Origin of the sequence: Flavobacterium adiutor (assembly GCF_048282555.1) — a bacterium.
GTDB lineage: Bacteria > Bacteroidota > Bacteroidia > Flavobacteriales > Flavobacteriaceae > Flavobacterium.
Map to the genome: position 1 here is coordinate 1070640 of NZ_CP182487.1, position 26801 is coordinate 1097440.

The following is a 26801-nucleotide window of genomic DNA, read 5'->3' on the forward strand; positions in this document are numbered from 1 at the left end:
ATGATTTATTCTTTAACGAACCTAAAGTTATAAAAATAAAAACAGATTAAGGAAGTTAAAATCAGTTTTAATGTTTCCTTAATCTGTGTTATTTATATGGTTGTTGTGAGTTGTGTCTTAAGATTCAAAAGACTGCATTGTTACCAGTTTGTTGTAAGTGCCGTTATGGGCAATTAACGCTTCATGGGTTCCCTGTTCTACAATTCTTCCTTTTTGCATTACAACAATTATATCAGCTTTTTGAATCGTAGAAAGGCGGTGAGCAATAACAATTGAAGTTCTGTTCTGCATCATATTTTCAAGTGCCACCTGAACAAATTTTTCGCTTTCGGTATCTAGTGCTGATGTTGCTTCATCCAAAATCATAATAGGTGGGTTCTTAAGTACTGCACGAGCAATAGACAAACGTTGCTTTTGCCCGCCGGATAATTTATTTCCGCTGTCGCCAATATTGGTGTAAATTCCTAATGGTAATTCTTTTACGAATTCAAAAGCGTTGGCTATTTTTAAAGCTTCAATGATTTCGTCATCTGTAGCATCTAATTTTCCTAAAGCAATATTAGCTTTGATAGTATCATTAAATAAAATGCTGTCCTGCGTAACCAGACCCATCAAACTTCTGAGAGACTGAATATTTATTTCTTTTATATTCACGCCGTCAATAGAAATAGAACCGTCGTTGACGTCATAAAAGCGGGTCAGCAGGTTTGCAATTGTGCTCTTACCGCTTCCTGATTGCCCAACAAGGGCAATAGTCTGGCCTTTTTTGATTTCAAGTGAAAAGTCTTTTAGGACTGTTTCATTTTCATATTTGAAATTGATATTTTGGACACTGATATAGTTCTCAAAACTTGTTTTTTCCAGTGCTTTAGGTTTGGAAGCAATTGTGTTTTCCTGTTCTAAAATTTCCAATACCCTGTCAGCAGCAGCATTTCCTCTTTTTACAGCATATGAGGCTTTTGAAATTGATTTTGCAGGAGTAAGAATGTTATAAGCAAGTCCCATGTAAGCAATAAATGAGGCTCCATCGAGGTTTTTTTCAATCAAAACCATTTGTCCTCCGTACCATAATAAAATAGTAATGACCATGATCCCCATAAATTCACTCGCTGGAGAAGCTAAATTCTGACGATGTCCAATGCTGTTTGATAATTTAAAAAATCGTTCTGTTGAATTTTGAAACATAGTGTTGAAATAATTTTCAGCATTATATCCTTTAACTACTTTTAATCCTCCAATAGTTTCTTCAATGGTTGACAAAAAAGTGCCTTGTTCCTGTTGCGCTTTACTGGATTTCTTTTTAAGCTGTTTTCCAATTAATGAAATTATATAACCTGAAACCGGAATGAAGACAAAAACAAACAAAGTTAGTTTTGTACTTATGATTAGCATAGCAATGATAGTGAAAATGATGGTTAAAGGTTCTTTTACAATAAGCTCTAATATGGCTAAAAAAGAAGTCTGAACCTCATTTACATCTGCAGAAATTCTTGAAATAACATCTCCTTTTCGTTTTTCAGAAAAAAAAGCTAATGGCAATTCCAGTGTTTTTTTATACATCGCATTTCGCATATCCTTCAACACGCCGTTTCGTAAATAAGTAACAAAAAACATAGCCAGATAATCAGCCAGGTTTTTTAACAAAAAAATACAAATAATGATGGCTACCATAACAGAAAGTACAAAACCGGGGTTGTTTTGGTCAGTATTCATTGTAATATAATAGCTTAAGTAGTTTTCCCCATATTCTTTTATATGTGAAATCCCCTCGTAAGTAGGCATGATGGTGTTTCTTTTTGTTTTGTCAAATAAAACCTGAATCATAGGTATTAATGCCATGAACGAAAGGGTACTAAAAAGCGCATACAAAACATTAAAAAAAATGTTTAGATAGGCATATTTTTTATAAGGGTATATAAAAGGTAGTATTTTTTTGAAATTACTCATTTATTCTTTTGATATTGATTTCTTTATACAGCCATAACATTGAAGTGTTTTGGCAGGGATTTTTTACCGCACAAAATTAATCGAATTAAGATATTTTCAATTTCTTTTTGCTTTTTTTTATAAAAAAAGCCCTGATTTGCATTGGTAAAACGCAAATCAGAGCTTATGAAAATCTTATTTTTAGTTCGTTATATTAACTCAATTGCATATCTGCAATAATGTTTTGTATTTTCTTGTCTAAGAATTTTTCAGCTTCATCAAAGTCCTCAACAGATTCTATTTCAGCATTCACGCTGATATAGAATTTGATTTTTGGCTCTGTTCCGCTTGGTCTTGCACAAATTTTTGAGCCGTCTTCTGTGTAATAAATCAAAACATTTGATTTTGGCATATCCATTACAGATTCCTCACCTGTCAGTAAATTCAAAGCAACAGATGACTGGTAATCCTCAACCATAATTACTCTTTGACCGTTAATTTCTTTTAATGGGTTTTCTCTTAAATTAATCATCATCTGATTAATTTCTTCAAGGCCTTCGATCCCTTTTTTAGTTAAAGAAACCAAATATTCTTTGTAGAAACCATTTTCTACATAAAGCTGTAAAAGTTCTTTGTAAACAGAGCTTCCGGCAGCTTTTGCCTGAGCCGCAACTTCGCAGATTAATAAGGTTGCAGCAACGGCATCTTTATCACGAACAGCATCACCAACCATAAAACCAAAACTTTCCTCGCCGCCACCAATAAATTCCAGTTCAGGGAAATCCTTAATCATTTTGGCAATCCACTTAAAGCCTGTTAAACCTACTTTACATTCAACGCCATAACTTGTTGCTAGTTCCATAATCATTGGAGTTGAGACAATGGTTGAACCAACAAATTGTTTTCCGTTGATTTTGCCTGCTTTTTTCCATTGTTTCAAAAGGAAAGAAGTCATCAAAACCATGGTTTGATTCCCGTTTAGCAAAATCATTTTGCCATCGTTATTACGAACAGCAACCCCTAGGCGGTCACAGTCAGGATCCGTTCCTACGACAATATCAGAATTTGTTTTGTCTGCCAAAGCCAAAGCCATAGTCAGTGCTTCCGGTTCTTCAGGATTTGGAGATTTAACAGTAGGGAAATTTCCGTCAGGAATAGCCTGCTCAGGAACAATATGAACATTTTTATAACCTGCTTCTGATAAAGTATCGGGAATAGATTTTATAGAAGTTCCGTGCAACGAAGTAAAAACAATATGCAGATTATCTTTGGCTTCAGCCGGAGTATTAAAACTGGCGTTTTCGATAGATGATTTAACAAAAGCTTTGTCAATTTCGGTATCAATATAGTGAATCAAGCTTTCATCAGCATTAAATTTGATCTTATCGTACGTTAGGCTTTCAATTGCTTTAATGATAGCAGCATCCTCAGGAGGAACAATCTGACCTCCGTCTTGCCAGTACACTTTATAGCCATTATATTCCGGTGGATTGTGCGAAGCAGTCAATACAATTCCGCATTGGCAGCCTAAATATTTAAGTGCAAAAGATAGTTCAGGTGTTGGACGCAAATCAGAAAACAAATAAACCTGAATTCCGTTTGCAGAAAAGACGTCTGCAACTACTTTTGCTAAAGTATTGCTATTATGACGGCAATCGTAAGCAATAACAACCTTTATAGGCTGATTTGGAAAAACTTCATGCAGGTAATCAGAAAGTCCCTGCGTATTTTTTCCAAGCGTGTATTTGTTAATGCGATTGTTTCCAATTCCCATAACACCGCGCATTCCCCCGGTTCCAAACTCCAGGTTTTTATAAAAACTTTCCTCAAGTTCTTTTGGAGATGTGGTCATTAATTCCTTAACAGCATCTTGTGTTTCTTTGTCAAATGTTGGCGTAAGCCATTCGTTTACAGTGTCTAAAATATTAGGTGCTATATTCATGTAACTAAAATTTTTTAATTGTTTAATTAAAGATAGGAATTTTTCAGGAGCTAATCCTGCTGTTCACTATATCTTTTGTGGTGAACCCCACCACAAAAGGATGCCGTTTCCATCAGGGCTAGGGCATTGCGTTAAAAATTAACCTCTCGGCCAACTTTGTATCGGGCTTCATTGCTTTTAGTGCGGAGAATAATTTCGCCTAAAAATCCCGCCAAAAAAAGCTGAGTTCCCAAAATCATTGTAGTCAGGGCAATGTAAAACCAGGGGTTGTTTGTAACCAGACTATATTTCATTCCGTTATACATATGGTATAATTTAGAAATACCAATGTATCCTGCAGCTAAAAATCCGATGATAAACATTAAAGACCCAATAGCACCAAATAAGTGCATTGGTCTTTTTCCGAATCGGGACAAAAACCAAATGGTAATCAAATCAAGGAATCCGTTTATAAAACGTTCCATTCCAAATTTGGTTTCGCCGTATTTTCTTGCCTGGTGTATTACTACTTTTTCACCGATTTTTCCAAATCCGGCATTTTTAGCCAAAACGGGAATATATCGATGCATTTCGCCTGAAACTTCGATATTTTTTACAACAACATTTTTGTAGGCTTTCAAACCACAATTAAAATCGTTTAGTTCAACACCTGAGGTTTTTCTGGCGGCCCAGTTAAATAATTTCGAAGGCAGGTTTTTTGCCACAACCGAGTCGTATCTTTTTTTCTTCCAGCCTGAAACCAAATCGTACTTTTGATTCGTAATCATTTCATACAATCCAGGAATTTCATCAGGGCTGTCCTGCAAATCGGCATCCATTGTAATGATTACGTCGCCCTGAGCCTTTGCAAAACCGGCATGTAATGCCTGCGATTTTCCGAAGTTTTTCATGAAACGAATGCCTTTTACATTCGGGTTTTCGTTTGAGAAACTTTCGATAAGATTCCACGAATTATCTGTACTACCGTCATCCACAAAAATGATTTCATAAGAGTAATTGTTGGACTGCATCACTTTAATAATCCATGAGTAGAGTTCTTTTAGTGATTCCTCTTCGTTGAGAAGCGGTATAAGTATAGATAAATTCACTATTATTGTAATGGTTTAGATTTGATAATTGCTGATACGATTAAGTTGAATATTGAGCTGACTACAATTGAAAAAAGCCCTCCCTTAATAAGATTCCCAATAGAAAAATTATCGTTTTTTAATAATTCATTTAGCTCAGATGACGTTTTCCCCATAGCTTTAAAAAGCTCTAATTGTTTTGAATTCATAAAATTATTTATCTCGGGTTTAAATTCAGGGGCTATATGGTTGTATAAGATATAATTGAATGTAATTGATATAAATATTCCAATGCTTGTGGATATCAATAAAGTGGTAAAAGAATCTTTTAAAGTAATTATATTTCCTAATTGTTTTTTAGTTATAATGGACTGAAATATCCTTATGCCCCAATATGATAACCAAATAATGATGCCAAATAAAGAACTTTTGTAAACAGTCGATCCCCCAACATATACAAAGGTTTGTGATAGACAAGCAATAATTCCTATGATTAAACCAAATGTAATCCCATTCTTCTTTATAATTTCATTAATCATATTTTTATATGTTTAAAATTAATCCACAAATATAGCAATTCCCTCTATAATCGAATATAAAAAAAGCTTTTTGAATTTAACTAAAAAAAAGCAGGCTAAGTATTTGTTTATTAAAAAAGAATTGTAAATTTGCACACTCAAAAATAATTAAATTTTTTAACAAAAAGAGTATTCATTGTTTATACCTTTTTCTAACCATGAAAAAGCTTCAAAATAAAAATGCTCCAAAACAATAAATAAAAAGAAAGATGAAAAAAGGAATCCACCCGGAAAATTACAGATTAGTAGCATTTAAAGACATGTCAAACGATGACGTTTTTATCACTAAATCTACTGCAGATACAAAAGAGACAATTGAAGTTGACGGAGTTGAGTATCCAGTTGTAAAAATGGAGATTTCAAGAACATCTCACCCTTTTTATACTGGTAAATCTAAACTTATCGATACTGCAGGACGTATTGACAAGTTCAAAACTAAATATGCAAAACACGCTAAAAAATAATAGCTGTTTTAAATTATACAAAAGCCTTCCAATCCGGAAGGCTTTTTTTATGCTGAGATTTAAGAAGGTTCGCAAAGTTTTTATAAAGCTTTGTGAACTTTGTATTTACTAAGTTCGGAATAATATTACTTTGCGAGCCTTTGCGTTTTTGCCTTTGCGAATTTTTGTGGTAAAAAATATATTTTATATGTATTACAGTACAAATGCCACAAATAAAATATTTGTAACTTTGATCCTGATAACCAAATCAAGATTTTAACAAGTACCAAATTTATTGTTTATGAACTACATTCTTTTTGACGGTCCCGTTCGGAATGCTTTATTACCTTTTACTTTTACAAGACCTGTGGCTGATATTCTAATCGGAATCATGACGATTCGTCAAAAATGGGAAGCGCGTTTGGGCTCAACTATTACTACAATTACGGAAGAATATCTGTCTGCGAAATTTCCAATGGTGGAGATGGAGGAAAATATTATGGTAAATGCGGCGTATTTGCCAAATGATACACTTGTCGAAATGATTTCTGATTTAAAGGAAAATCAGGCAATATTTAGAGGGGATGATGTAATCGCTTTTTTTACTACTGAAAATCAGGATGAGGTTGATTTTGATTCGTATGAAATTATTCATTACAATCAGGAATGTTTAACAGTTGAACATACATGGGATATTTTCTCTAAAAATGATGCTGCCATTCGTGCCGACTTTGAATATCTGACAGAAGATCGAAAATCACAACCCATTCCGAAAAGTGTCAATGTTATTTCGCCAGAAAATATTTTTATTGAAGAAGGGGCAAAACTCGAGTTTGTAACTTTGAATGCCTCAACCGGGCCAATATATATAGGTAAGAATGCTGAAATTATGGAAGGAACCGTAATTCGTGGTCCTTTTGCTTTATGCGAAAATGCACAGGTTAAACTAAATGCAAAAGTGTATGGAGCTACAACGGTTGGGCCAGGATCCAGAATAGGAGGGGAAGTTAAAAACGCTGTTCTTTTTGCGAATTCCAATAAAGGGCATGATGGTTTTTTGGGCGATTCTGTTTTAGGCGAATGGTGTAATATTGGTGCAGACAGTAATAATTCGAACCTGAAAAATAACTATGAAGAAGTAAAATTATGGAGTTACGAAACAGAAGGCTTTGCTAAAACCGGACTTCAGTTTTGTGGTTTGATGATGGGGGATCATAGTAAATGCGGTATCAATACGATGTTTAATACCGGTACAGTAGTTGGAGTGAGTGCCAATATTTTTGGATCTGGTTTTCCACGCAATTTTGTACCTAGTTTTTCATGGGGCGGTGCTGCCGGCTTTACCACTTATGTTACTAAAAAAGCTTTTGAAACGGCAAAACTCGTAATGGAGCGCCGAAATATTGAATTTGATGAAACTGAAGCTGCTATTCTGGAACATGTTTTTGAGCAAACTAAAAAATGGCGAAAAGATTAAATTAATTAGATAATTAGATAATTAGATAATTAGATAATTAGATAATTAGATAATTTATTAATTAGATGATTTTAAAACCGATATTTACTTTATGAAATATCGGTTTTGTGTTTTAAGCAGAAAGTAATTATCTTATTATCTAATTGATATATTTTCTAATTCCTAATTAACACATTTCCAAAATTATCTAATTATCTAATTGCCACATTCTCTAATTAAATCTATCTTTGCAGCTTCAAAAAAATACTTGCTTAGAAAATTAAAAGTCTTAGCGGTCTAAAATCTATAAATCTCAATGATTACAGTTAATGATGTTTCAGTTCAGTTTGGCGGAACTACACTTTTTAGCGATGTTTCTTTTGCTATTAATGAAAATGATAAAATTGCCCTTATGGGTAAAAATGGTGCGGGGAAATCGACACTTTTAAAGATAATTGCAGGAGTAAATAAGCCTTCTACAGGAAATATTTCTGCGCCAAAAGAAGCTGTAATTGCTTATTTGCCTCAGCATTTGCTTGCTGAAGATGGTGCTACCGTTATGGAAGAAGCATCAAAAGCTTTTAGTGAAGTTTTTAAAATGAAAGCTGAAATTGATGATATTAATGAACAGTTGACTGTTCGTACTGATTATGAAAGTGACGAATACATGAAATTGATCGAAAGAGTTTCTGATCTAAGCGAGAAATTTTATGCTATAGAAGAAGTAAACTACGAAGCTGAAGTTGAAAAAGTATTAACAGGGCTTGGATTCGAACGTGAAGACTTTGTACGTCAGACCTCTGAATTTTCTGGAGGATGGAGAATGCGTATCGAATTGGCTAAAATTCTTTTAAGAAAGCCAGATTTAATTTTGCTGGATGAGCCTACCAATCACATGGATATTGAGAGTATTCAATGGTTAGAGGATTTCCTGTTGACTCAGGCAAAAGCTGTTGTGGTAATTTCGCACGACAGAGCGTTTGTAGATAATATTACAAACAGAACTATTGAGGTTACAATGGGAAGAATTTATGATTATAAAGCGAAGTATTCTCATTACTTAGAATTAAGAAAAGATCGTAGGATTCATCAACAGAAAGCTTACGATGAGCAGCAAAAAATGATAGCAGAAAATCGTGCTTTTATTGAACGTTTTAAAGGAACTTTTTCTAAAACAGATGCAGTTCAGTCCCGTGTGAAAATGCTGGAAAAATTAGAAATCGTTCAAGTGGATGAAGTGGATACTTCTGCATTAAGACTAAAATTCCCGCCGGCGCCACGTTCAGGGCAATATCCGGTTATTGTAAAGGAAATGTCTAAATCGTATGGTGATCATGTTGTGTTTAAAGATGCCAATATCGTAATCGAGCGAGGTCAGAAAGTCGCTTTTGTTGGAAAAAATGGTGAAGGTAAGTCAACTATGATCAAAGCTATCATGAAAGAAATTGGTGTTGATTCCGGAAGTGTTGAAATCGGTCATAATGCGCAAATTGGGTATTTTGCTCAGAACCAGGCTTCTTTATTGGATGAAAATGCTACTATTTTTGAAACTATTGATGCTATCGCAGTTGGTGATATTCGTACTCAAATTAAAAACATCTTAGGGGCATTCATGTTTCAGGGAGATGATATTACCAAAAAGGTAAAAGTGCTTTCGGGAGGTGAAAAAACACGTCTGGCAATGATTAAATTGTTATTGGAACCTGTTAACTTGTTAATTCTGGATGAGCCCTCCAATCACCTTGATATGAAAACCAAGGATATTATCAAAGATGCTCTTCGTGATTTTGACGGAACTTTAATATTAGTTTCTCATGATCGTGATTTTCTTGACGGATTGGCAACTAAAGTTTTCGAATTCGGAAACAAACGTGTGAAAGAACATTTTGAAGATGTTGCCGGTTTCTTAGCACATAAGAAAATGGATTCAATGAGAGAAATTGAAAAGTAATAACTGGTTCTTTTTTTTAAATAAAAATGCCCCAATAGTTTGACTTTGGGGCATTTATTTTTTAGTGTGTTTTATTCTAATTTTTTAAGGGACTATCCATGTACATTTCTCTTCCAAAACGGCGAAGTGATTTAGAATCTGCGAAATAAGGAAGAATTGGTTCTTTGTCATTTTGCAGCTTTTTAGCTGTTGCACCTGTAATTTTTGAGATAGCAAGATTCAGCAAAGGTTCAGATGGGTCTCCTAAAATACCATAAGTTCGAACACGTTCTTCTTGTGCGAAAGTAGGTGTCAGTCCTCCTGTGTAATCTCCAAAATTGTCCGCATTTGTGATTTTAAAAGTCAATGGCTGCATTGCGTATTTATGTGTCGGATTTACTTTTGTTTTTGTCAGGCTTTCAGAATCATAAATCGTATTGGAACCAACATTTTTACCTACAGTTGTTTCGCCAATTTGAATTACATTAACGTAGGGCTTTAATCCGTTTATAATCAATTCACTAGCAGAAGCTGTGTTGTCTGTTGTTATAATGTATATTGTGTTTAAATTTAAACTGTTTAATGTGGCTCCAGAATTTGTTTTATTAGTAAATCTTTCTTTTAATGATTCTAAATCCTCTTCATTCATAAGTGCCATTTGTTTTGGGTTATATTGTCTTTGAGAGAATACTTGTCCTTTAAATTGCCCTGTAATCATACTTGCCAACAGTGTTGATGAATGAACATCTCCTCCGCCATTATATCTTAAATCCAAAACTAAATCTGTAACGCCGCCTGATTTTAATTGAGCAAAAGCCTGATTCAAAGCATCGTCGTATTCGTTATAAAAGCCATTGTACATCAAATAGCCTATTTTATGGCTTCCTGATGATATTATATTATTAATTAATATTGGATTTTCTTCTAAAGTAGTTTTAGTAAGCGATACTGATTTTCCATTTAAAACAATAGCACCACTGTCATTAAATCCGGCTAAACTTAAAGTGTAACTATCTGAATCTAATAATAGTTTTTGATAATTTGAAACGGTAAGCTGTATGCCGTTAACTTTTGTAAATAAATCTCCGCGTTTTATATCTTTTTTTGAAGCGTCTGAATTAGCAATTATATACCTAACGTACCCTACTAAATTGTCTGATCCTTCTTCGATGTAACTCAGTCTGAAATCAATGCCTGAGTTTTTTGTAATTCCGTTTAATTCCTGCTCTAAAACGGTATAATCATCCACAATCCAGCTAAAACGATCAATAGCGCCTCCATTAGGGTATTTGCTTTCGGGCTTGTTTAGTAAATCCTCAAATAAATCTTCAGGTTTTGAATATCCTTTTAAAAAAGAGTCGAAATCCTCCTGGCTTGCAAAACGATTGTCAGCCAGATTAGGAACATCAGCTTGCCATAAATAAACCTCATTCAATCCTCTCCATATAAAATTATTTATTTGTAGATCTTTTGGAGTAGCAACATCATCGCTATCTTCACAAGATTGCAGGCAGAATGTTGTTAAAAATAATAAAACTAAAATTCTTGATATCTTTTTCATAAAACAGGGGTTTCAATATAGTATAAACGTAAAAATAGTACCTTTAGTTTTAACTATAATAAATGTGCAGTTTTTTTTACAATATTTTTTTAAGCTTACTTTGTAACAAAAATAATACTGCCTCGTCTTGATAATAGAAACTAATCAATATGTTTGTTTTTACTGTAATTGGTCAAATATTGATAGAGATATGTGAATTGCCTAAGACTTATCATTAATAGAGAAATATGAACCAGGTTGCATTTATAGAATTAATAAATCCTTTTAAAGACAAAGTTTTTCGTCTGGCAAAAAGATTATTAACCAGCACTGAAGAAGCTGAAGATGCAACTCAGGAAGTAATGGTGAAATTATGGAACAAAAAAGACAATTTATCTGCTTATAACAGTATCGAAGCAGTAGCAATGACAATGGCAAAAAATTATTGTCTGGATCAGCTAAAGTCTAAAAGAGCAGATAATCTTAAAATAGTGCATAATAATTTTACGGATCGTGAGCCTTTATTAGATAAAAAACTGGAAGATTCTGATAGCCTGGAATGGGTTGAGAAAATAATAAGCCAACTGCCTGAACAGCTACAGATCTTAATTCAACTACGCGATATTGAGCAATATGAGTTTGATGAAATTGCTAAGATTGTCAATATGAATGAAACAGCTATTAGGGTAGCACTTTCAAGAGCGAGAAAAAAAATACGGGAATCCATGGTTAATACACACAGATATGGAATTAAATAAAATAGAAAAAATAGTAGAAAAATACTTTCAGGGAGGAACTACTATTGCTGAAGAAAATGAATTAAAAGAATACTTTTCTTCTTCAAATGTTGCGCAGCATTTGGAGCAATACAAAGCTATGTTTGGTTATTTCTCTCAGGTAAAAGAACAAAAGTTAATGCAGGAAATTCCACTACAAACTAAAAAACGAAATGTGGCGTGGTTATCAATTGCGGCTTCTGCTGTTGTTTTACTCGGAATTGGAACCTTTTTTTATTTGAGCAAAAAAAGTACAACACCTGTTGTAGCCCAATCAGAATTAGGGACTTATGATAATCCTGAAAAAGCCTTTGCCGAAACGCAAAAAGCTTTGGCTCTATTGTCAAACCATGTTAATGTAGGTATTGAAAGTGTACAATACATTAAAGAATACGAACAATCAAAAAATAAAGTTTTTAAACAATAATTAAAAAATATAGAAATGAAATCAATGATTAAGGAATATAGAAAAGAGGGTAAAAAAGGAATGATTAAAAGTTTGATCATAACCATAGTTTTTACACTAATCACCCATGCCTTTTATGCGCAGAGTGCTTTTGATAAATTTGACGGACAGGATGATGTGACTTCAGTCATTGTAAACAAAAAAATGTTTGACATAATGAGCAAGGTTAAAGTGGGTCCTTCTGATAAAGAGACCCAACAATACATGAACCTCATTAAGAAGCTGGATAATTTAAAAGTGTTTACCACAAAAAATGCAAAAATTGAAGCCGACATGAAACTTTCAGCTGATAAATATATCAAAACAGCAAATTTGGAAGAATTGATGCGTATTAATGATAGCGGAAAAAATGTAAAAATATATGTTAAGTCTGGTACTTCGGACACTAAAATAAAAGAACTTTTTATGTTTATTGATGGAGCAAAAAATGAAGATACAGTTTTGTTGTCCTTAACGGGAAACTTTGATTTAAATGAAATTGCTGTACTTACAGACAAAATGAAATTACCGGGAGGTGCAGACTTAAAAAAAGCTTCTAAAGGCAAAAAATAAAATCCAACACATATGAAAGCTAGTATTTTTACCTCAGTTCTTTTAATATTTCTGATTTTTATAAGTTGTGATTCTGAACCTTCTTTGCAAAAATATTTTGTAGAGAATACGGAGAATAAAGATTTTATTGCGCTGGATGTTTCACCCAGTATTTTAAATGTTGATAAAACAAAATTATCGTCTGAACAAACCGAAGCTTTGAATTCGTTTGATAAAATGAATATTCTGGCTTTTAAGGCAAATGATAAAAATCAAACCCAATTTGAAGAAGAGAGAATCAAGGTAAAATCTCTTTTGAAGAATCCTAAATATCAGGAATTGATGAAGGTTGGTTCTGGTAAAGATGGCGCTTCAGTGAGCTTTGTTGGTACTGATGATAATATTGAAGAATTTGTCATTTTTGCAAACAGAAAAGAAAACGGTTTTGCTATTGTGCGTGTTTTGGGAAAAAATATGAATCCCAATAATATCATGACATTAATGTCAGTTTTGCAAAAATCAAAAATCGACATGAAACAATTAGAGCCTTTAAAACAGTTACTTAAAAAATAACACATCTTATTCTTAGAGTCAAAAAGTTCCTATTGATACAGAAACTTCAAATGCCTTTATTGCTGCATCTTGGGTAGCCTTTGGAGCATGGACAATCGGTTTTATCGTTGAACTATCAAGAGCAGAAATGTTATTAAACGAAAAAGGCTATTATTTTACTGTTTTAATGTTCGGTCTGTTTGCTGTAGTTTCTCTACAAAATAGTGTGAGAGTCAGGCTTGAAAATTTACCTGTTACATATGTCTATTACGGAATTTGCTGGTTTGGAACATTATTTTCAATTGTTCTTTTAGTTGTTGGATTATCGAATGCAACGATTTTGCCAAGTGAAAAAGGGTTTTATATATTTGCTTTTTATTAGCGCTTTTCGGTGCTATTTTAGTACAAAAAAAACACTAGGGATAACATGAATTTTGGACAAGGCGAATAATTCAATTTGATAAAATATAAAGAAAGAAAGGCTGTCTTTTTCGGACAGCCTTTCGTTTGTTTATAATAGAATCTGAGATTATTTACTCAAATACATTTTTCTTCTGGAGTACAATTCGTAGAATTGATCATCTTTTAAGTCATCAATAAACAAGATGCTTTCTCCTGTTGATTTCATTTCTGGTCCTAGCGCTTTGTTTACGTTCGGGAATTTGCTGAAAGAGAAAACAGGTTGTTTGATGGCATAACCGTTTAATTGCGGGTTGAAATCAAAATCTGTTACTTTATTGTGTCCTAACATTACTTTTGTAGCGTAGTTCACATAAGGTTCTCCGTAAGCTTTTGCAATAAACGGAACCGTTCTGGAAGCTCTTGGGTTTGCCTCGATAATGTAAACGGTATCATCTTTAATCGCAAACTGAATATTGATTAGACCTACTGTTTTTAAAGCTCTGGCAATTTTATGAGTGTGATCTTTAATTTGCTGCATTACAAACTCTCCTAAGTTGAAAGGAGGCAATGTTGCATTACTATCTCCTGAGTGAACACCGCAAGGTTCAATGTGCTCCATAATTCCGATGATGTAAACATTTCCATCAGCATCACAGATGGCATCTGCCTCTGCTTCGATTGCACCAGCTAAATAGTGATCTAGCAATAATTTATTTCCTGGAATTGCTTTCAACAAATCGATAACGTGCTCTTCTAATTCTTTTTTGTTGATTACAATTTTCATTCCCTGACCTCCTAATACATAAGAAGGACGAATTAAAAGCGGGAAATCTAAGCTATCTGCAAGTTTAGAAGCTTCGTCAGCTGTTTCAGCGATTCCGAATCTTGGGAAAGGAATGTTTAACTCCGTTAATAAATCCGAGAATCTTCCTCTGTCTTCTGCTAAGTCAAGTGCGTCAAAGCTAGTTCCGATGATTTTTACACCATATTTAGAAAGTTTTTCAGCTAATTTCAATGCCGTTTGTCCTCCTAATTGTACAATAACACCTTCTGGTTTTTCATGTTGGATGATGTCATAAATATGCTCCCAGAAAACGGGTTCAAAGTATAATTTATCAGCTGTATCGAAATCTGTAGAAACCGTTTCAGGATTACAGTTAATCATGATCGTTTCGTAGCCACATTCTTTTGCTGCCAAAACTCCGTGTACACAAGAGTAATCAAACTCAATTCCTTGCCCAATTCTGTTTGGACCGGAACCTAAAACAATCACTTTCTTTTTATCTGTTACGATACTTTCGTTGTCAACAAAACGTTCTCCGTTTGCTTTTTCGATTTCAGCCTCAAAAGTAGAATAGTAGTAAGGAGTTAATGCTTTAAATTCTGCGGCACAAGTGTCAACCAGTTTGAAAACACGGTTGATTTTTTGCTCCATACGTAAAGTATGAACTTCGCTTTCCAGACAACTCATCATGTGAGCTAATTGTCTGTCTGCAAAACCTTTTTGTTTGGCTTCAAGCAATAATTCTTTCGGAAGATTTGAAACTTTGTAATTTGAGATTTCTTTTTCTAAAGTATAAAGCTCTTCGTATTGTTTTAAGAACCACATATCGATTCTTGTAATTTCATGAATCGTACTCAGCGGAATTCCCATTGCGATGGCATCATAAATTACAAAAACACGATCCCAGCTTGCATAAGTTAGTTTCTCGATAATTTGTTCGTAATTTTTATATCCTTTTCCGTCAGCACCTAAACCATTTCTCTTAATTTCTAGAGATTGAGTTGCTTTGTGAAGTGCTTCCTGAAAAGAACGCCCGATTCCCATGACCTCACCAACCGATTTCATCTGAAGACCTAAAGTTCTGTCAGATCCTTCAAATTTATCGAAGTTCCAACGTGGTATTTTTACGATTACATAATCTAAAGTTGGTTCAAAAAGAGAGGATGTAGATTTTGTAATTTGGTTTTGTAATTCATCTAAGTTGTATCCTAAAGCTAATTTAGAAGCGATTTTTGCAATTGGATATCCAGTTGCTTTTGATGCTAAAGCAGAAGAACGAGATACACGAGGGTTGATTTCGATGGCTACGATATCTTCTTTTTCGTCTGGCGAAACTGCAAATTGTACGTTACATCCTCCTGCAAAGTTTCCGATACTTCTCATCATTAAGATAGCGTAGTCACGTAATTTTTGGAAAGTTGTATCAGATAATGTCATTGCAGGCGCAACCGTGATTGAATCTCCAGTGTGGATCCCCATTGGATCCATGTTTTCGATAGAACAGATAATGACAACGTTGTCATTTTTATCTCTTAAAAGTTCTAATTCGTATTCTTTCCATCCCATTAAAGCTTTATCGATCAAAACTTCGTGAATTGGAGAAGCTTCAAGACCTCTAGTTAGAAGCTCATCAAAATCTTCTTTTTTGTAAACCACAGCTGCTCCAGTTCCTCCAAGTGTAAACGAAGGGCGAATTACAAGCGGGAAACCAAATTCCTGAGCGATTTCTTTTCCTTCTAAATACGAAGTAGCTGTTTTTGCGGGTGCAGTTGGTACATTTATTCTTTCTAAAAGCTGTTTAAACTGCTCTCTGTCTTCTGTAATATTAATAGCGTTTACGTCAACACCTATTAATCGTACTCCGAAGTCTTGCCAAATTCCTTTTTCTTCAGCTTCCAGACACAAGTTTAGGGCTGTTTGTCCTCCCATTGTTGGTAAAACAGCATCAATTTGTGGGTGTTCCTTCAGAATTTCAATAATCGATTTTGTTGTTAATGGTTTCAAATAAATATGATCGGCCATAGAGGGGTCGGTCATAATTGTTGCTGGATTTGAATTTATCAGGATAACTTCAATTCCTTCTTCACGAATCGAGCGTGCAGATTGAGATCCTGCATAATCGAATTCGCAAGCCTGTCCAATAACAATAGGTCCTGAACCGATAATTAAAACTGATTTTATTGATGTGTCTTTAGGCATTTTGTATGTATTGAGTAGTTGTTTAAGATTTTAAAAAACGATTCTAGTACGCTATAAACTAGAATGTTGAGAAAATTTTTACCGACAAGGTATAAAAAAAGGCGATACTAAAAAAGTAATCGCCTTATGTATGTTTGTACAAACATTATTTTTTGTGTCTAGGCTCACTAGAAACAGTTAATTTATGTCTTCCTTTTGCTCTTCTACGCGCTAGAACTTTTCTTCCATTCGCAGAAGCCATTCTGTCCATAAATCCGTGCTTATTTCTTCTTTTTCTTTTCGATGGTTGAAATGTTCTTTTGCTCATTGCTTTGTATCTTTAAAAATGGTATCTATTAACTCGTTATTTGGTTTTGATATCGTTATTCAAAAACCGAGTGCAAATATACAAAGACTTTTTTTTCTGGCAAGTACTTTAATAAAAATATTTTTAATTCATTTTACTATATTTGCAGTCACAAATATATACCTATTATGTTTCATAAAAATATTAAACTTATTTTAGCCGGACTTCTTGTAGTCGCTGGCATTTGGCAATTTACAGAGAGCAACATCGGGAATGGAATTTTTCTTATTTTGCTGACTGCTATTCCGGTTTTTTTATACTTTAAAAATGAATTTATTCTTTTAGCTTTTCTTAAACTGAGAAAACAAGATTTTGAAGGCGCTAAAAAATGGCTTGCATACATTAAAAATCCTGAAGCTGCATTGGTAAGAAAACAACAGGGATACTTTAATTACTTACACGGAATTATGTTGTCTCAGACTAATATCAACCAGGCTGAAAAACATTTCAAAAAAGCAATTGAACTTGGTTTGTCAATGGATATGGATTTAGCAGTTGCTAAACTTAATCTTGCAGGAGTAGCCATGTCACGCAGAAGAAAACTGGAAGCGACTAATTTGTTAAATGAAGCTAAAAAATTAGACAAACAGGGAATGCTGAAGGAACAAATCTCGATGATGAAGGAACAGATGAAGAAAATCTAAATTCTTTGAAGTACAATATTTAAAATCCCAAATTCCAAACATGAATTTGGGATTTTTTTTCCTCGCAATAACTATTCTATACCTTTAATCCTCCAATATTATAGATGGCAAATTCTCATTCAGCCATTTGTATTTATTCAGAATCATAATGTGTGTGCCGCCTTTTACAACAATACATTTACTGATATATTTTATTGGAAAAACATCATCCTGATCCCCGTGGATATGGATTACTTTCTCATCAATTTGACTTCTGTCCCACAAAATAACAGATTCAACTGCCCATTGTAAATAATTCAAATCCCGGACAGCCAAAAACTTCTCATATAATTTGATACGTTTATTGACTTTTTCTCCAAAAGAATATTTGGCAAGATTCTCGATATTCAAAATAAGTTTCATCGGGATGAGTTTGTAGGCTTTTGTGATTTTCCCAATTTTCATTCTTCTGGGGAATTCGGTATTGCTTCTAACGCTCGAAATTATAATTACTTTACGGGCTTCGATATGTCTGGCCATTTCCTGGACTAAAATTCCGCCAAAGGAAACACCAATTAAAACCGGATTTTTATGTTTAATCTTTTTTGTGATTCGGAGGGCATAATCAGATAATGATTCTTTTAAATTTGGTATTTCCCATTCCAGCAGAAAGGTTTCAAAAACGGTTTCATCTAATTTGATTCTTTCGAAAATCGTTGGACTAGCAGCTAATCCAGGCATAAAATAAACAGGAATCTTACTCATTCTCTGGAGGGTTTTAATTATATGCTAAAATTACCTCTTTTTTTACTTACATACGATAGGAATCTTAGAACTTAATCAGGTAAAATAATTAAATTATTATTGATGTTATCATTTTATATATTTAAATTAAATGTGTTGTATTGAAAATCAAATGATTATATTTGTGTTTCAATCTTTAATAATAAAAGCTTTTAATAAAGCATTTACATGATATTATTTTAAGTTCTTTTCTAATATTTTTTAGTAACCCCAAAACATGATAAATATGGAACCTACCGTAATGAGAATTAAAGACAATACTTTTGCAAGACAGTTTGAAGCCTCAATTCCTGAAGGCTTATTGAGTGTTGAGTATTCATTTCAGGAAAAAAAGATTTTTTTAACTAAAATCAATACGCCTGAAAATTTTGAAAACCAGCCGATAATTGATACGATGCTTAAAAATATAATGGAACTGAGTACAGAGAAAAAATTCAGGGTAGTTCCTATTCATCCCAAGATTGCTGTTTTTTTTAAGAAAAACCCAAAATATAAGGAATTGCTTCCGCCAGGAATCAGGATTTAAAATTTCAACTTATAGACAAAAACGTAAAAAGGCTTTCAGGAATTATGAAAGCCTTTTTTCAAAAACAATTTAAAAAACAAAATTAACTAATTGGTAATTATTTTTTTGATCCCTTATTTTAAAGCAGTTATTAAAAATAGGTTTATCTTACATAATGATATAAGAAATTACAAGTCTATTGTAATTAGCTTTTTAATTGTTGAAATAAAATCCGTTTGGTGTTATACCAACACTAAAGTCATTAGTTAAAGTTCCTGTTAGAGAATAAATATAAATATCTCCTGGGTCTGCATAGTTTGTTGCATCTGAAATATATATCTTGTTATTTTTTACTGCAAAACCATAAGTGGTAGAAACATCTTCTGCTGAAAATATTGCGGTTGTTGGTAAGGTTGTAGCGCTAGTAGCAGCAGAATAAACATCTCTCCCAACAGTATAATAAAGTTTACTGTTTTCAATATCCAGAAATCCAGGATGTGTTAAATCAGAAAAATTAATTGTTGATGCTATAGTATTATTGCTTAGGTTAATTTTAACGATTTTTCCAGCCGTTTCGACATCTGCATAGGATGGTTTTCCACTGCACAAAATATATAATGTCCCGTTGTCTTTTACTAATGCACTAGGTATATCTCCGACTACAATGTTTGTTGCAACATTATTAGTAGCAGAATTAATTATTGTCAATGAGTTTCCTTGTCCCCATCCTCCTTTGTGAGCTACATAAAGTTTTCCATCATTTTCGATGATTTTTTCAGGACCTTCAACCACAGGGATTTTAGAAGTAACAGAATTTGTTACAAGATTAAGAACAGCTACATAATCATCGTCTGAATCGCCTGAATCTCCCCAGTTTGTAATATATCCTTTTCCATTTGCAAAAGCAATGAATCTTGGATTTTCTAATCCGGTAGTGATTGTAGCGATACTTTTAAATGTGTATCGGTTGACAACTTCAATTTTATTGGATCCGTTTACAACGATATAAGCCAAGTCTTCATTAAAACCAATGCTTTGTGGTGTATCACCTGTAATTTTATCTGCATTCACTAATGTAAAGACACTGTTTTCTATTTTTAGATCTTCTGATAAGTATGAAATAGTTCCATTTGGTTTACCATTATTTCCTTCGTTTATAATAAATAATCCACCTTCATAATTTCCTCGAGGTTCTTTAGTTGTATTGTCATCATCACTACTACACGACACAAAAAAAGCCGAAGTAATAATGATAGAAAAAAGCAGTTTGTTTAATTTATTCATAATTTTAAAAGTTAAGGTTAATGTAAATTGTATAATTTCTACCAGGCATTTGTCTGTCAAGTACTGGTTGATAGTTTTCGTTACAGATATTTTGTATTTGAAATCCAAGTTTGTAACTGTTCTTTTTACCAAAGTCATAATCAACTCCAAAATTGCCAACATTGTAATCTTTTACCTTTGTTGCAGGGTTATTAAATGGCGTACTGTAAACTTCCCCATTGTATAAATATTGGAAGTAGGAAGACATTTTTTTCCAGTTATAAGAAATAGATCCTGTCAGTTTATGATAAGGAACATATATTAATTGTTTGTAAATTAATTCCTTTTTAATCAATTGTTTGCTCTCAGAAACTGTATAGGCATAGGTTCCGTTAAGGGTAAAATTGTGGTTGTTTATTTTTGTTTTCCATTCCAAAAGTACTTCAGCACCATAAGTTCTTACTTTTTCCGTGTTTTCGGGAGACCATGTATCTCCACCGGTTTGAGAAGGAACCCATCGCAACAAATCTTTGATCGAATTGAAATAACCAGTTACAGATAATGAGAAGTTTTTTGTAAAGAACTCATTTCCAAATTCTGCCTGATAGGAAGTTTCGGGTCTTAAATCAGGATTACCGCTCCCTTCCCAAAACAAGTCGTTATAAGTAGGCATTCTGTAATTTTTTGATGCATTGAATTTGATGCGATAAAAATCAGTGAATTCATGTTTGGTTCCGAAGGAAAATAGAAAAGGATTCCCATAATTGTCAGTTATTTCCTGACGGATGCTTGCTGAATAGTCCCATTTGTTTGTAATGAAATGTTGTAATAATAAACTGACCGAACCAAATTCTCTTTTTACATTATTAATGCTTGATCCATAACCTTTATTACGATTGTAATCAACAATACTATTTAGTTTGATTTTCTTATTTATATCAAAAGCCAGATCATATTTTATAATTGATGTTTCGACTTTTCCATAAGTAAAAAAATCAGAATCAATATCAGGAAAATATTTATAAGATTCTCCAATATGAGCTACTCTTAATTTAGAGGTAAAATGATTAAATGCAATTTCCCATTCCAAAAGGTTACGGGTATTAAAATCATTATATTTTGTTTTTGTAGCCGTTGGAGAAGTTAAAGAAAAATGACGTTCTGAATCGTAAAACTGGCTATATATTTTTATGATGTTTTTTGAATCGATTTTATAACCAAAAGTTGTATTTAAACTGGTGTTGTAATATTCTCCATTAATATTCCTTTGATCTTTTGTTCCCGGATATTTAAAGTCATTCTCAGAACTGTTTCTGGAAAAACTAACCTGAAGACTATGTTTTTCTGTTGAAAGATTAATACGATAATTTGCGCTGTAAGTATCATAGCTGCCTCCGCTAAAAAACAAGTGATTAGAAAAATCTTTTTTGAAACTTAAATCGTTGTTTAAGTGGACACTTCCACCAATAGCACCACTTCCGTATAAAATGCTACCTCCACCTGCTTTCACGGTTATTGAATTAAAATCTCTGGTGCCAATTGTATTAAAATCTGCCTGACCTAAAAATTGAGAATTGATATTTATCCCATTCCAGATTACAGCAGTTTGTGCACCAGTTGTTCCTCTGAAAGATGGAGATGAAGTCATACCTAAGCCATTTTCCTTAAAATAAATAACAGTATTAAAATTTAACAATGTAGTTAAAGAAGGCTGATTTTTATCTAAAATGGAATCATTTAAAACCTGAATAGATTGAGAACTGGAATATGTTTTAAGATTTAAATCGGATACAACAACTTCTTTCAATTTCATAATAGAATCATGCTGCGCCGAAATAATCTGGCACAAAAGCAGAAAGCAACAAGTAAATCGTTTTTTAAAAATCATAATTTCTACACTCTTTTTCCCGAGAGTTCGATATTTGTTAAATAAGGCAGGTCTCCTGGCTTGCGTCTTGTTGTTTACCTTCCCATCAGGAAAATGACAGTGGTTTTGTAGATAACAACAAGCATTCTTAGAAAAGAACTAAGCTTACAGTTGCGGGTACAGCTCAAGATTTTTGATTTTAAATAATTTAAAATCAGTTACTTGATTCCCTTTTAATGTGTTTTGACGATTAAAACACAACCTTAATTGGCTGCAAAGATAAAGTTAAAAATATGTAAAAATCAAATTTGTTTTATCTTTTAAAAGAAGTTATAAACAAGAGGGCTTTAGAAATCTATTTTAATGACCTGTCCAAAATCTACTTTGTTTTGAAAAGCATCTTTCAAAGGCAGTGAAGAGTAGTGGCATAAAAAGCTCCTGATAACACCAGCATGGGTTACTATAATAATAGGAGAATTTATTTTTTTTGTTTTTTGCTGGGCTAAGAAATTACCTGTCCTTTCATGTAAATCAACAAAAGATTCGCCATTTAAAACTCTGATATTAACAAAATCTTCCATCCACGGATTAAGTTGCTCGGGTGGAATGTTATCCCAGTTTTTCATTTCCCAATCGCCAAAATTCATTTCCATCAGGCGTTTGTCTTCCTCGTAAGAAATGGTTTTTATATGGTTCTGAATGTATTTTGCCAAAGTAGCACATCTTTTCAAAGGACTTGAAAAAATGAAAGCCTCTGATGGTAAATGTGAAAGGATGTTCTCGAAAACAGTATCAAAAGGTTCAGCAATATCAATATCAGATTGTCCGTAACAGATGCCTTTTTTACAGATCGTTTCGGTATGACGAATTAGATAAATTTCCATATCAAAAGAATGCTTAAATAATAAACCACTTCGCAAACCTGCTGTGTCGCACCTAGACAATCACCGGTATAGCCGCCAATCCATTTTTGAAAATAACGAGCTAAAAAATAACGAGTCAGGAAAACGGGAATTAGAGCTAAAAATATTTTATATTGAAAATAGGAGAGTGCTAATAACGGAACCAGCCCAAAGAAAAAGGAACCCAGTATTTCTTTCCAGCTATGGTTTTTTGCAATAGGCTTGCTTTTACTCGAAGCATCATCGCGCGAATATTGATGTGTGAAAATAATTGAGATTGCAGCCAAACGGCTCAATGCATGTGCAGAGACAAACAGCAGTAAAATTAAATAAGGGTGATTAGAAAAAAGCAAAACAGATTCTGAAAGCAGTTTGAATTTCAATAAAAAAAGTAAAACTAAGCCAATCACACCATAAGCACCAATGGCACTGTCTTTCATAATCATCAGGATTTTTTCTTTCGTCCAGCCTCCGCCAAAACCGTCACATACGTCAGCAAAGCCATCTTCGTGAAAAGCTCCTGTTGTTAATATTGAAGAGATGATTCCTAAAATCACCGCAGTTTCAGCAGAAAGGAAAAGAGAAAAAATATAAAAAGTAAGAAAAGAAATGCTTCCCACAATCCAGCCAATGAAAGGGAAATAACGTGTAGCTTTGTTGAGATATTCAGGATCATGGCTGATGTTTTTCGGACATGGAATCCGGGTGTAAAACATTACACATGTAAAGAAAATATGGAGTTCTTTTTTCATTTTAAATGTGGGTAATTTGGCTAAAGCCTTTCTTTGTGTGTCAATATTTTTCCAACATCTAAAGATGTTGGCAATTCAAATTATATTTGATTTTTGATTTGTTTTAATTTGGGATAAGATTTCATTAAGGATTAATTTTAATACCTCTGATTATCCGGCAATATATGCGAAATTATTTTGAATTGCCTCCAGATTTATCTGGAAGTACAAAATTAGGCTCAAAGAAAGGCTTTAGCCAAATTTTTTATTTAGATTTTTTTTTGAAATCCAAATTTAATCATGAATTCATCATATTCTTCCTGAAATGTTTTCTTTTTATGATGTTCCTCCTGATTTTTAATATAATCGCGAACTTTGTCAACTATGGATTCTGAAACAGAAACAGCAAAATAGTCATCTTGCCATTCAAATCGTTCTTTTGTTAATTGATTTTTATTAATCCAATAGGAAGATTCGCCTTTTAATAGTTGTATTGTTTTTTGAATTGTTTGGTCATTTCCTAGTGAAATTAAGCAATGACAATGATCTGAATATCCACTGATAAAGTCAACGTATATCCCTTTACTTAAAGCATTCCCTTTATGTGATGCCAAACTTTTTGACGTAGTTCAACAGAATCTAAAAATGGAAATCTGTTTTTAGTACTCCAGACACAATGAATATAAAATTTGATAAAAGGCATATAATGATTTTGCTTTTGAATGTTGGATTGAATTTAAAACTTGTTTTTCATTTCCTGCTAACCCCGGCACTTTCAAAACTCGCCATTTCGTTCAAAAAAACTTCAGCAGATTTTAAAATTGGAAAAGCAACAGCACAGCCGGTTCCTTCTCCAAGGCGCAAATCTAAATTTAAAATTGGTTTTGCCTGTAAATAATCCAATAATTTTTGATGTGCTTTTTCTGCAGAGCAATGGCAAAAAACAGCATTTTTATGAATATCAGGATTCATTTTTAAAGCAATTAAAAAAGCAACGCTGCAAATAAAACCATCAACGAGAATAATCATATTATTTTCGTAAGCCGTTAACATTCCGCTTGCCATTTGCATGATTTCAAAACCGCCAAAGTAGGCGAGCTGCTGCATTAATTCTGAAGGGGCGGAATAATTTTCAATAGCTTTTTTTAGCAGGTTTTGTTTCTGAATCAATTTTTCATCAGCAACTCCCGTTCCTTTCCCAACACATTCTTCAATCGGAAAACCGGTTAAAACGCTCATCAGGACAGAAGCTGTTGAGGTATTTCCAATTCCCATTTCGCCAAAACCAATGCAGTTAGAACCTGTTTTAGCAATAGTTTCGACAATAGCTTTTCCTTTTTCAAAGCACAATTGCAATTCGGTTTCACTCATTGCCGGTGCATGCAAAAAAGATTGGGTTCCTTTGGCTATTTTAGCCTTGATGAGGTTTGCATTCGTTGGGAAATCATAATTAACTCCCGAATCTACAATGGATAGTTTAATATCATGTTGTTTGCAAAAAACATTAATCGCAGCACCACCCTCCAGAAAATTATTGACCATCTGCCTTGTGACGTCCTGCGGATAAGCACTGACATCATGATTTGCAATTCCGTGGTCAGCTGCGAAAACCACAATATTTGGATTTATTATTTTTGGATTTAAGGTTTTAAAAATAGATCCGATTTGAAAAGCAAGCGTTTCTAAAGTCCCCAAAGCACCAACAGGTTTGGTCTTCGAATCTATTTTTTCCTGTAAAAGACTGCTGAAATTGGTTTCGTCTTCAATGTCACATTGTGGTTTTAAAACAAAATCTGAAACACGATTTTTAATCACATTTTTAATTTCTGTACAAACCGGTGCTTCCGATTTTTGTTTCCAGTTCAATTGCTGTAACATGGGCTGATTGCCGTAATTGGTGGCCGGTTTTCCTATGCAGAAATAACCCAGAGGCTCAATGTTTTCAGGTAAATCAAGTATTTTTTTAAACTGATAATAATTCAAAATCGAAACCCACCCCATGCCATAACCTTGTTCTGTCAGCGAAAGCCAGATATTTTGTACTGCACAAACCGAACTAAATTTCACAGCTTCATTACTGCCAACAGTTCCAATTGTAAACTGATTTAGTACAGATCGGTCATACGCAATAATAAGTCCAATTGGAGCTTCCTCAATGGCTTCCAGTTTCAGGGATTTGTAAAGTTCTTTTTGTTCTGGATTATCAGTAAGCTCTTCCGCCTTTCTATTGTAATCCAAAAACAGGTTTTTAACAGCGTTTTTTACTTCTGTAGATTTTATGATATAATATCTGGTGGCATCCGTAAGTCCTACAGATGGTGCCCAATGTCCGGCCTGTAAAGCTTTTTCAATCACTTCATCAGGAACTTCATCGGCTGTAAAATGCCGGGTATCACGTCGTGATTTTAATATGTCTTCCAGATTGCTCATTTTCAAAAATCAATTACAGTTACATTTTTCAAAAATCAATTGCAATGGCAAAATCAATTGCAATAATCCTGATGTTTAAATTTATGTAAAGTTAAGACAGAACTTTGGAATTTGGACCCGAGCGACAGCGAACAGGCGAAGCAATTTAAAATTTGGAATTTCTTTATTTATATTGATTTTTGAAATTGCCATTGAAATTTGCCTATCCTTTTATTTTAACCGGAATCCCTGAAACCATCAAAACTACTTCATCGGCATTTGAAGCGAGAAACTGATTCATCCAGCCTTGCAATTCGGTAAATTTTCTGCCAATGTGGGTATCGGCATGAACGCCCATTCCAATTTCATTTGTTACAATAATCAGGTTCGTATTGGGTTGACAGGCTATTTTTTCAAATTCGCTTTTTGCTTCATCAAGAGATAGCGAAACATCATTTTTGGTATCAACAAAAAAATTGGTCAGCCAGAGCGTTACACAGTCAATTAAAGCTGTTTTGCCCGTAAAATTAATTTCACTCAAGTACTTTTCTTTCTCTATATTGGTCCATCTTTCGTTGCGTTCCTGTTGATGGCGGTCAATTCGGTTTTGGAAATCGGCATCCCATTTTCTGGCCGTAGCGACATAAATTGGCGCATTCGAAAGTTGTAAAGCCAGATTTTGAGCATAACGGCTTTTTCCTGATCGTTCGCCTCCGGTAATTAAGTAAATCATTGTAAAAGTATAGTATTTTGGGCGTT

25 protein-coding genes and 1 riboswitch are annotated in these 26801 nt (G+C 33.6%); of the genes, 10 read left to right on the top strand and 15 right to left on the bottom strand.

Going from position 1 to position 26801, the window contains the following annotated elements; genetic code table 11:
* Positions 1 to 117: 117 nt before the first annotated feature.
* The 4 genes from ACNC7R_RS04675 to ACNC7R_RS04690 form a co-directional block, all read right to left on the bottom strand.
* Positions 118 to 1947 (bottom strand): ABC transporter ATP-binding protein, encoded by a 1830-nt coding sequence (locus ACNC7R_RS04675; RefSeq protein ID WP_417939815.1) that lies wholly within the window; start codon positions 1945 to 1947, stop codon positions 118 to 120.
* A 193-nt stretch (positions 1948 to 2140) separates the two neighbouring features.
* Complete coding sequence (locus ACNC7R_RS04680) at positions 2141 to 3868, bottom strand: phospho-sugar mutase (protein WP_417939816.1); 1728 nt, start codon at positions 3866 to 3868, stop codon at positions 2141 to 2143.
* A 131-nt stretch (positions 3869 to 3999) separates the two neighbouring features.
* Complete coding sequence (locus tag ACNC7R_RS04685; protein ID WP_417939817.1) at positions 4000 to 4956, bottom strand: glycosyltransferase family 2 protein; 957 nt, start codon at positions 4954 to 4956, stop codon at positions 4000 to 4002.
* A 2-nt stretch (positions 4957 to 4958) separates the two neighbouring features.
* On the bottom strand, positions 4959 to 5474 hold the full coding sequence (locus ACNC7R_RS04690; protein WP_417939818.1) for a DUF4199 domain-containing protein: 516 nt from the start codon (positions 5472 to 5474) through the stop codon (positions 4959 to 4961).
* 248 nt (positions 5475 to 5722) lie between these two features.
* On the opposite strand from ACNC7R_RS04690, the gene ACNC7R_RS04695 reads away from it, so the two are divergent.
* The 3 genes from ACNC7R_RS04695 (at position 5723) to ACNC7R_RS04705 (ending at position 9363) form a co-directional block, all read left to right on the top strand.
* Positions 5723 to 5977, top strand: coding sequence for a type B 50S ribosomal protein L31 (locus tag ACNC7R_RS04695; protein WP_011921626.1), 255 nt, complete (start codon positions 5723 to 5725; stop codon positions 5975 to 5977).
* 280 nt (positions 5978 to 6257) lie between these two features.
* Positions 6258 to 7433: a GlmU family protein gene (locus ACNC7R_RS04700; protein ID WP_417939819.1), complete on the top strand. Its 1176-nt coding sequence runs from the start codon at positions 6258 to 6260 to the stop codon at positions 7431 to 7433.
* A 295-nt stretch (positions 7434 to 7728) separates the two neighbouring features.
* Positions 7729 to 9363 carry an ABC-F family ATP-binding cassette domain-containing protein gene (locus ACNC7R_RS04705; RefSeq protein ID WP_417939820.1) on the top strand — a complete coding sequence of 545 codons (1635 nt, stop codon included), beginning with the start codon at positions 7729 to 7731 and terminating at the stop codon, positions 9361 to 9363.
* A 76-nt stretch (positions 9364 to 9439) separates the two neighbouring features.
* Here the strand turns inward: ACNC7R_RS04705 and ACNC7R_RS04710 are convergent, their stop codons facing one another.
* The gene (locus tag ACNC7R_RS04710; RefSeq protein ID WP_417939821.1) at positions 9440 to 10903 is read right to left on the bottom strand and encodes a S41 family peptidase; all 1464 of its coding nucleotides are present in this window, start codon (positions 10901 to 10903) and stop codon (positions 9440 to 9442) included.
* Between the two features lie 227 nt (positions 10904 to 11130).
* Here ACNC7R_RS04710 and ACNC7R_RS04715 point away from each other — a divergent pair, with 227 nt between their 5' ends.
* The 5 genes from ACNC7R_RS04715 (at position 11131) to ACNC7R_RS04735 (ending at position 13589) form a co-directional block, all read left to right on the top strand.
* Positions 11131 to 11640: an RNA polymerase sigma factor gene (locus ACNC7R_RS04715; RefSeq protein WP_417939822.1), complete on the top strand. Its 510-nt coding sequence runs from the start codon at positions 11131 to 11133 to the stop codon at positions 11638 to 11640.
* Positions 11627 to 12085, top strand: a complete 459-nt coding sequence (locus ACNC7R_RS04720; RefSeq protein ID WP_417939823.1) for a hypothetical protein — start codon at positions 11627 to 11629, stop codon at positions 12083 to 12085. Before ACNC7R_RS04715 ends, ACNC7R_RS04720 begins: the two co-directional genes overlap by 14 nt.
* Positions 12086 to 12148: 63 nt before the next feature.
* Positions 12149 to 12676 carry a DUF4252 domain-containing protein gene (locus ACNC7R_RS04725; protein WP_417943137.1) on the top strand — a complete coding sequence of 176 codons (528 nt, stop codon included), beginning with the start codon at positions 12149 to 12151 and terminating at the stop codon, positions 12674 to 12676.
* 12 nt (positions 12677 to 12688) lie between these two features.
* The gene (locus ACNC7R_RS04730; RefSeq protein WP_417939824.1) at positions 12689 to 13228 is read left to right on the top strand and encodes a DUF4252 domain-containing protein; all 540 of its coding nucleotides are present in this window, start codon (positions 12689 to 12691) and stop codon (positions 13226 to 13228) included.
* Positions 13229 to 13331: 103 nt separating this feature from the next.
* Positions 13332 to 13589 carry a YiaA/YiaB family inner membrane protein gene (locus ACNC7R_RS04735; RefSeq protein WP_417943138.1) on the top strand — a complete coding sequence of 86 codons (258 nt, stop codon included), beginning with the start codon at positions 13332 to 13334 and terminating at the stop codon, positions 13587 to 13589.
* Between the two features lie 147 nt (positions 13590 to 13736).
* Here ACNC7R_RS04735 and carB read toward each other — a convergent pair whose 3' ends face one another.
* Both carB and rpmH read right to left on the bottom strand, forming a co-directional pair.
* Complete coding sequence (carB, locus tag ACNC7R_RS04740; protein ID WP_417939825.1) at positions 13737 to 16592, bottom strand: carbamoyl-phosphate synthase large subunit; 2856 nt, start codon at positions 16590 to 16592, stop codon at positions 13737 to 13739.
* A 145-nt stretch (positions 16593 to 16737) separates the two neighbouring features.
* Positions 16738 to 16899 carry a 50S ribosomal protein L34 gene (gene rpmH, locus ACNC7R_RS04745; protein ID WP_008464848.1) on the bottom strand — a complete coding sequence of 54 codons (162 nt, stop codon included), beginning with the start codon at positions 16897 to 16899 and terminating at the stop codon, positions 16738 to 16740.
* 167 nt (positions 16900 to 17066) lie between these two features.
* Here rpmH and ACNC7R_RS04750 point away from each other — a divergent pair, with 167 nt between their 5' ends.
* Positions 17067 to 17582: a DUF2892 domain-containing protein gene (locus ACNC7R_RS04750; protein WP_163398961.1), complete on the top strand. Its 516-nt coding sequence runs from the start codon at positions 17067 to 17069 to the stop codon at positions 17580 to 17582.
* Positions 17583 to 17666: 84 nt separating this feature from the next.
* On the opposite strand, the gene ACNC7R_RS04755 is transcribed toward ACNC7R_RS04750, so the two are convergent.
* Positions 17667 to 18326, bottom strand: a complete 660-nt coding sequence (locus tag ACNC7R_RS04755) for an alpha/beta hydrolase (protein ID WP_417939826.1) — start codon at positions 18324 to 18326, stop codon at positions 17667 to 17669.
* 256 nt (positions 18327 to 18582) lie between these two features.
* Here ACNC7R_RS04755 and ACNC7R_RS04760 point away from each other — a divergent pair, with 256 nt between their 5' ends.
* Positions 18583 to 18891, top strand: a complete 309-nt coding sequence (locus tag ACNC7R_RS04760) for a GNAT family N-acetyltransferase (protein WP_417939827.1) — start codon at positions 18583 to 18585, stop codon at positions 18889 to 18891.
* 192 nt (positions 18892 to 19083) lie between these two features.
* On the opposite strand, the gene ACNC7R_RS04765 is transcribed toward ACNC7R_RS04760, so the two are convergent.
* The 7 genes from ACNC7R_RS04765 to cobU all read right to left on the bottom strand — a co-directional run bounded on the left by ACNC7R_RS04765 (position 19084) and on the right by cobU (position 26775).
* A complete protein-coding gene (locus tag ACNC7R_RS04765; protein WP_417939828.1) occupies positions 19084 to 20154 on the bottom strand; it encodes a YncE family protein in 1071 nt (356 codons plus the stop codon).
* Positions 20155 to 20158: 4 nt separating this feature from the next.
* Positions 20159 to 21946 carry a TonB-dependent receptor plug domain-containing protein gene (locus tag ACNC7R_RS04770; RefSeq protein WP_417939829.1) on the bottom strand — a complete coding sequence of 596 codons (1788 nt, stop codon included), beginning with the start codon at positions 21944 to 21946 and terminating at the stop codon, positions 20159 to 20161.
* A 102-nt stretch (positions 21947 to 22048) separates the two neighbouring features.
* Positions 22049 to 22281: riboswitch (cobalamin riboswitch) on the bottom strand.
* Positions 22282 to 22347: 66 nt separating this feature from the next.
* Positions 22348 to 22884 (bottom strand): alpha-ribazole phosphatase, encoded by a 537-nt coding sequence (gene cobC, locus ACNC7R_RS04775; RefSeq protein WP_417939830.1) that lies wholly within the window; start codon positions 22882 to 22884, stop codon positions 22348 to 22350.
* Positions 22869 to 23654 carry an adenosylcobinamide-GDP ribazoletransferase gene (locus ACNC7R_RS04780; RefSeq protein WP_417939831.1) on the bottom strand — a complete coding sequence of 262 codons (786 nt, stop codon included), beginning with the start codon at positions 23652 to 23654 and terminating at the stop codon, positions 22869 to 22871. Before ACNC7R_RS04780 ends, cobC begins: the two co-directional genes overlap by 16 nt.
* A 248-nt stretch (positions 23655 to 23902) precedes the next feature.
* The gene (locus tag ACNC7R_RS04785) at positions 23903 to 24247 is read right to left on the bottom strand and encodes a transposase (protein ID WP_417939832.1); all 345 of its coding nucleotides are present in this window, start codon (positions 24245 to 24247) and stop codon (positions 23903 to 23905) included.
* A 136-nt stretch (positions 24248 to 24383) separates the two neighbouring features.
* Positions 24384 to 26063 (bottom strand): nicotinate-nucleotide--dimethylbenzimidazole phosphoribosyltransferase, encoded by a 1680-nt coding sequence (gene cobT, locus ACNC7R_RS04790; protein WP_417939833.1) that lies wholly within the window; start codon positions 26061 to 26063, stop codon positions 24384 to 24386.
* Between the two features lie 202 nt (positions 26064 to 26265).
* Positions 26266 to 26775, bottom strand: a complete 510-nt coding sequence (cobU, locus tag ACNC7R_RS04795; RefSeq protein ID WP_417939834.1) for a bifunctional adenosylcobinamide kinase/adenosylcobinamide-phosphate guanylyltransferase — start codon at positions 26773 to 26775, stop codon at positions 26266 to 26268.
* Positions 26776 to 26801 lie beyond the last annotated feature (26 nt).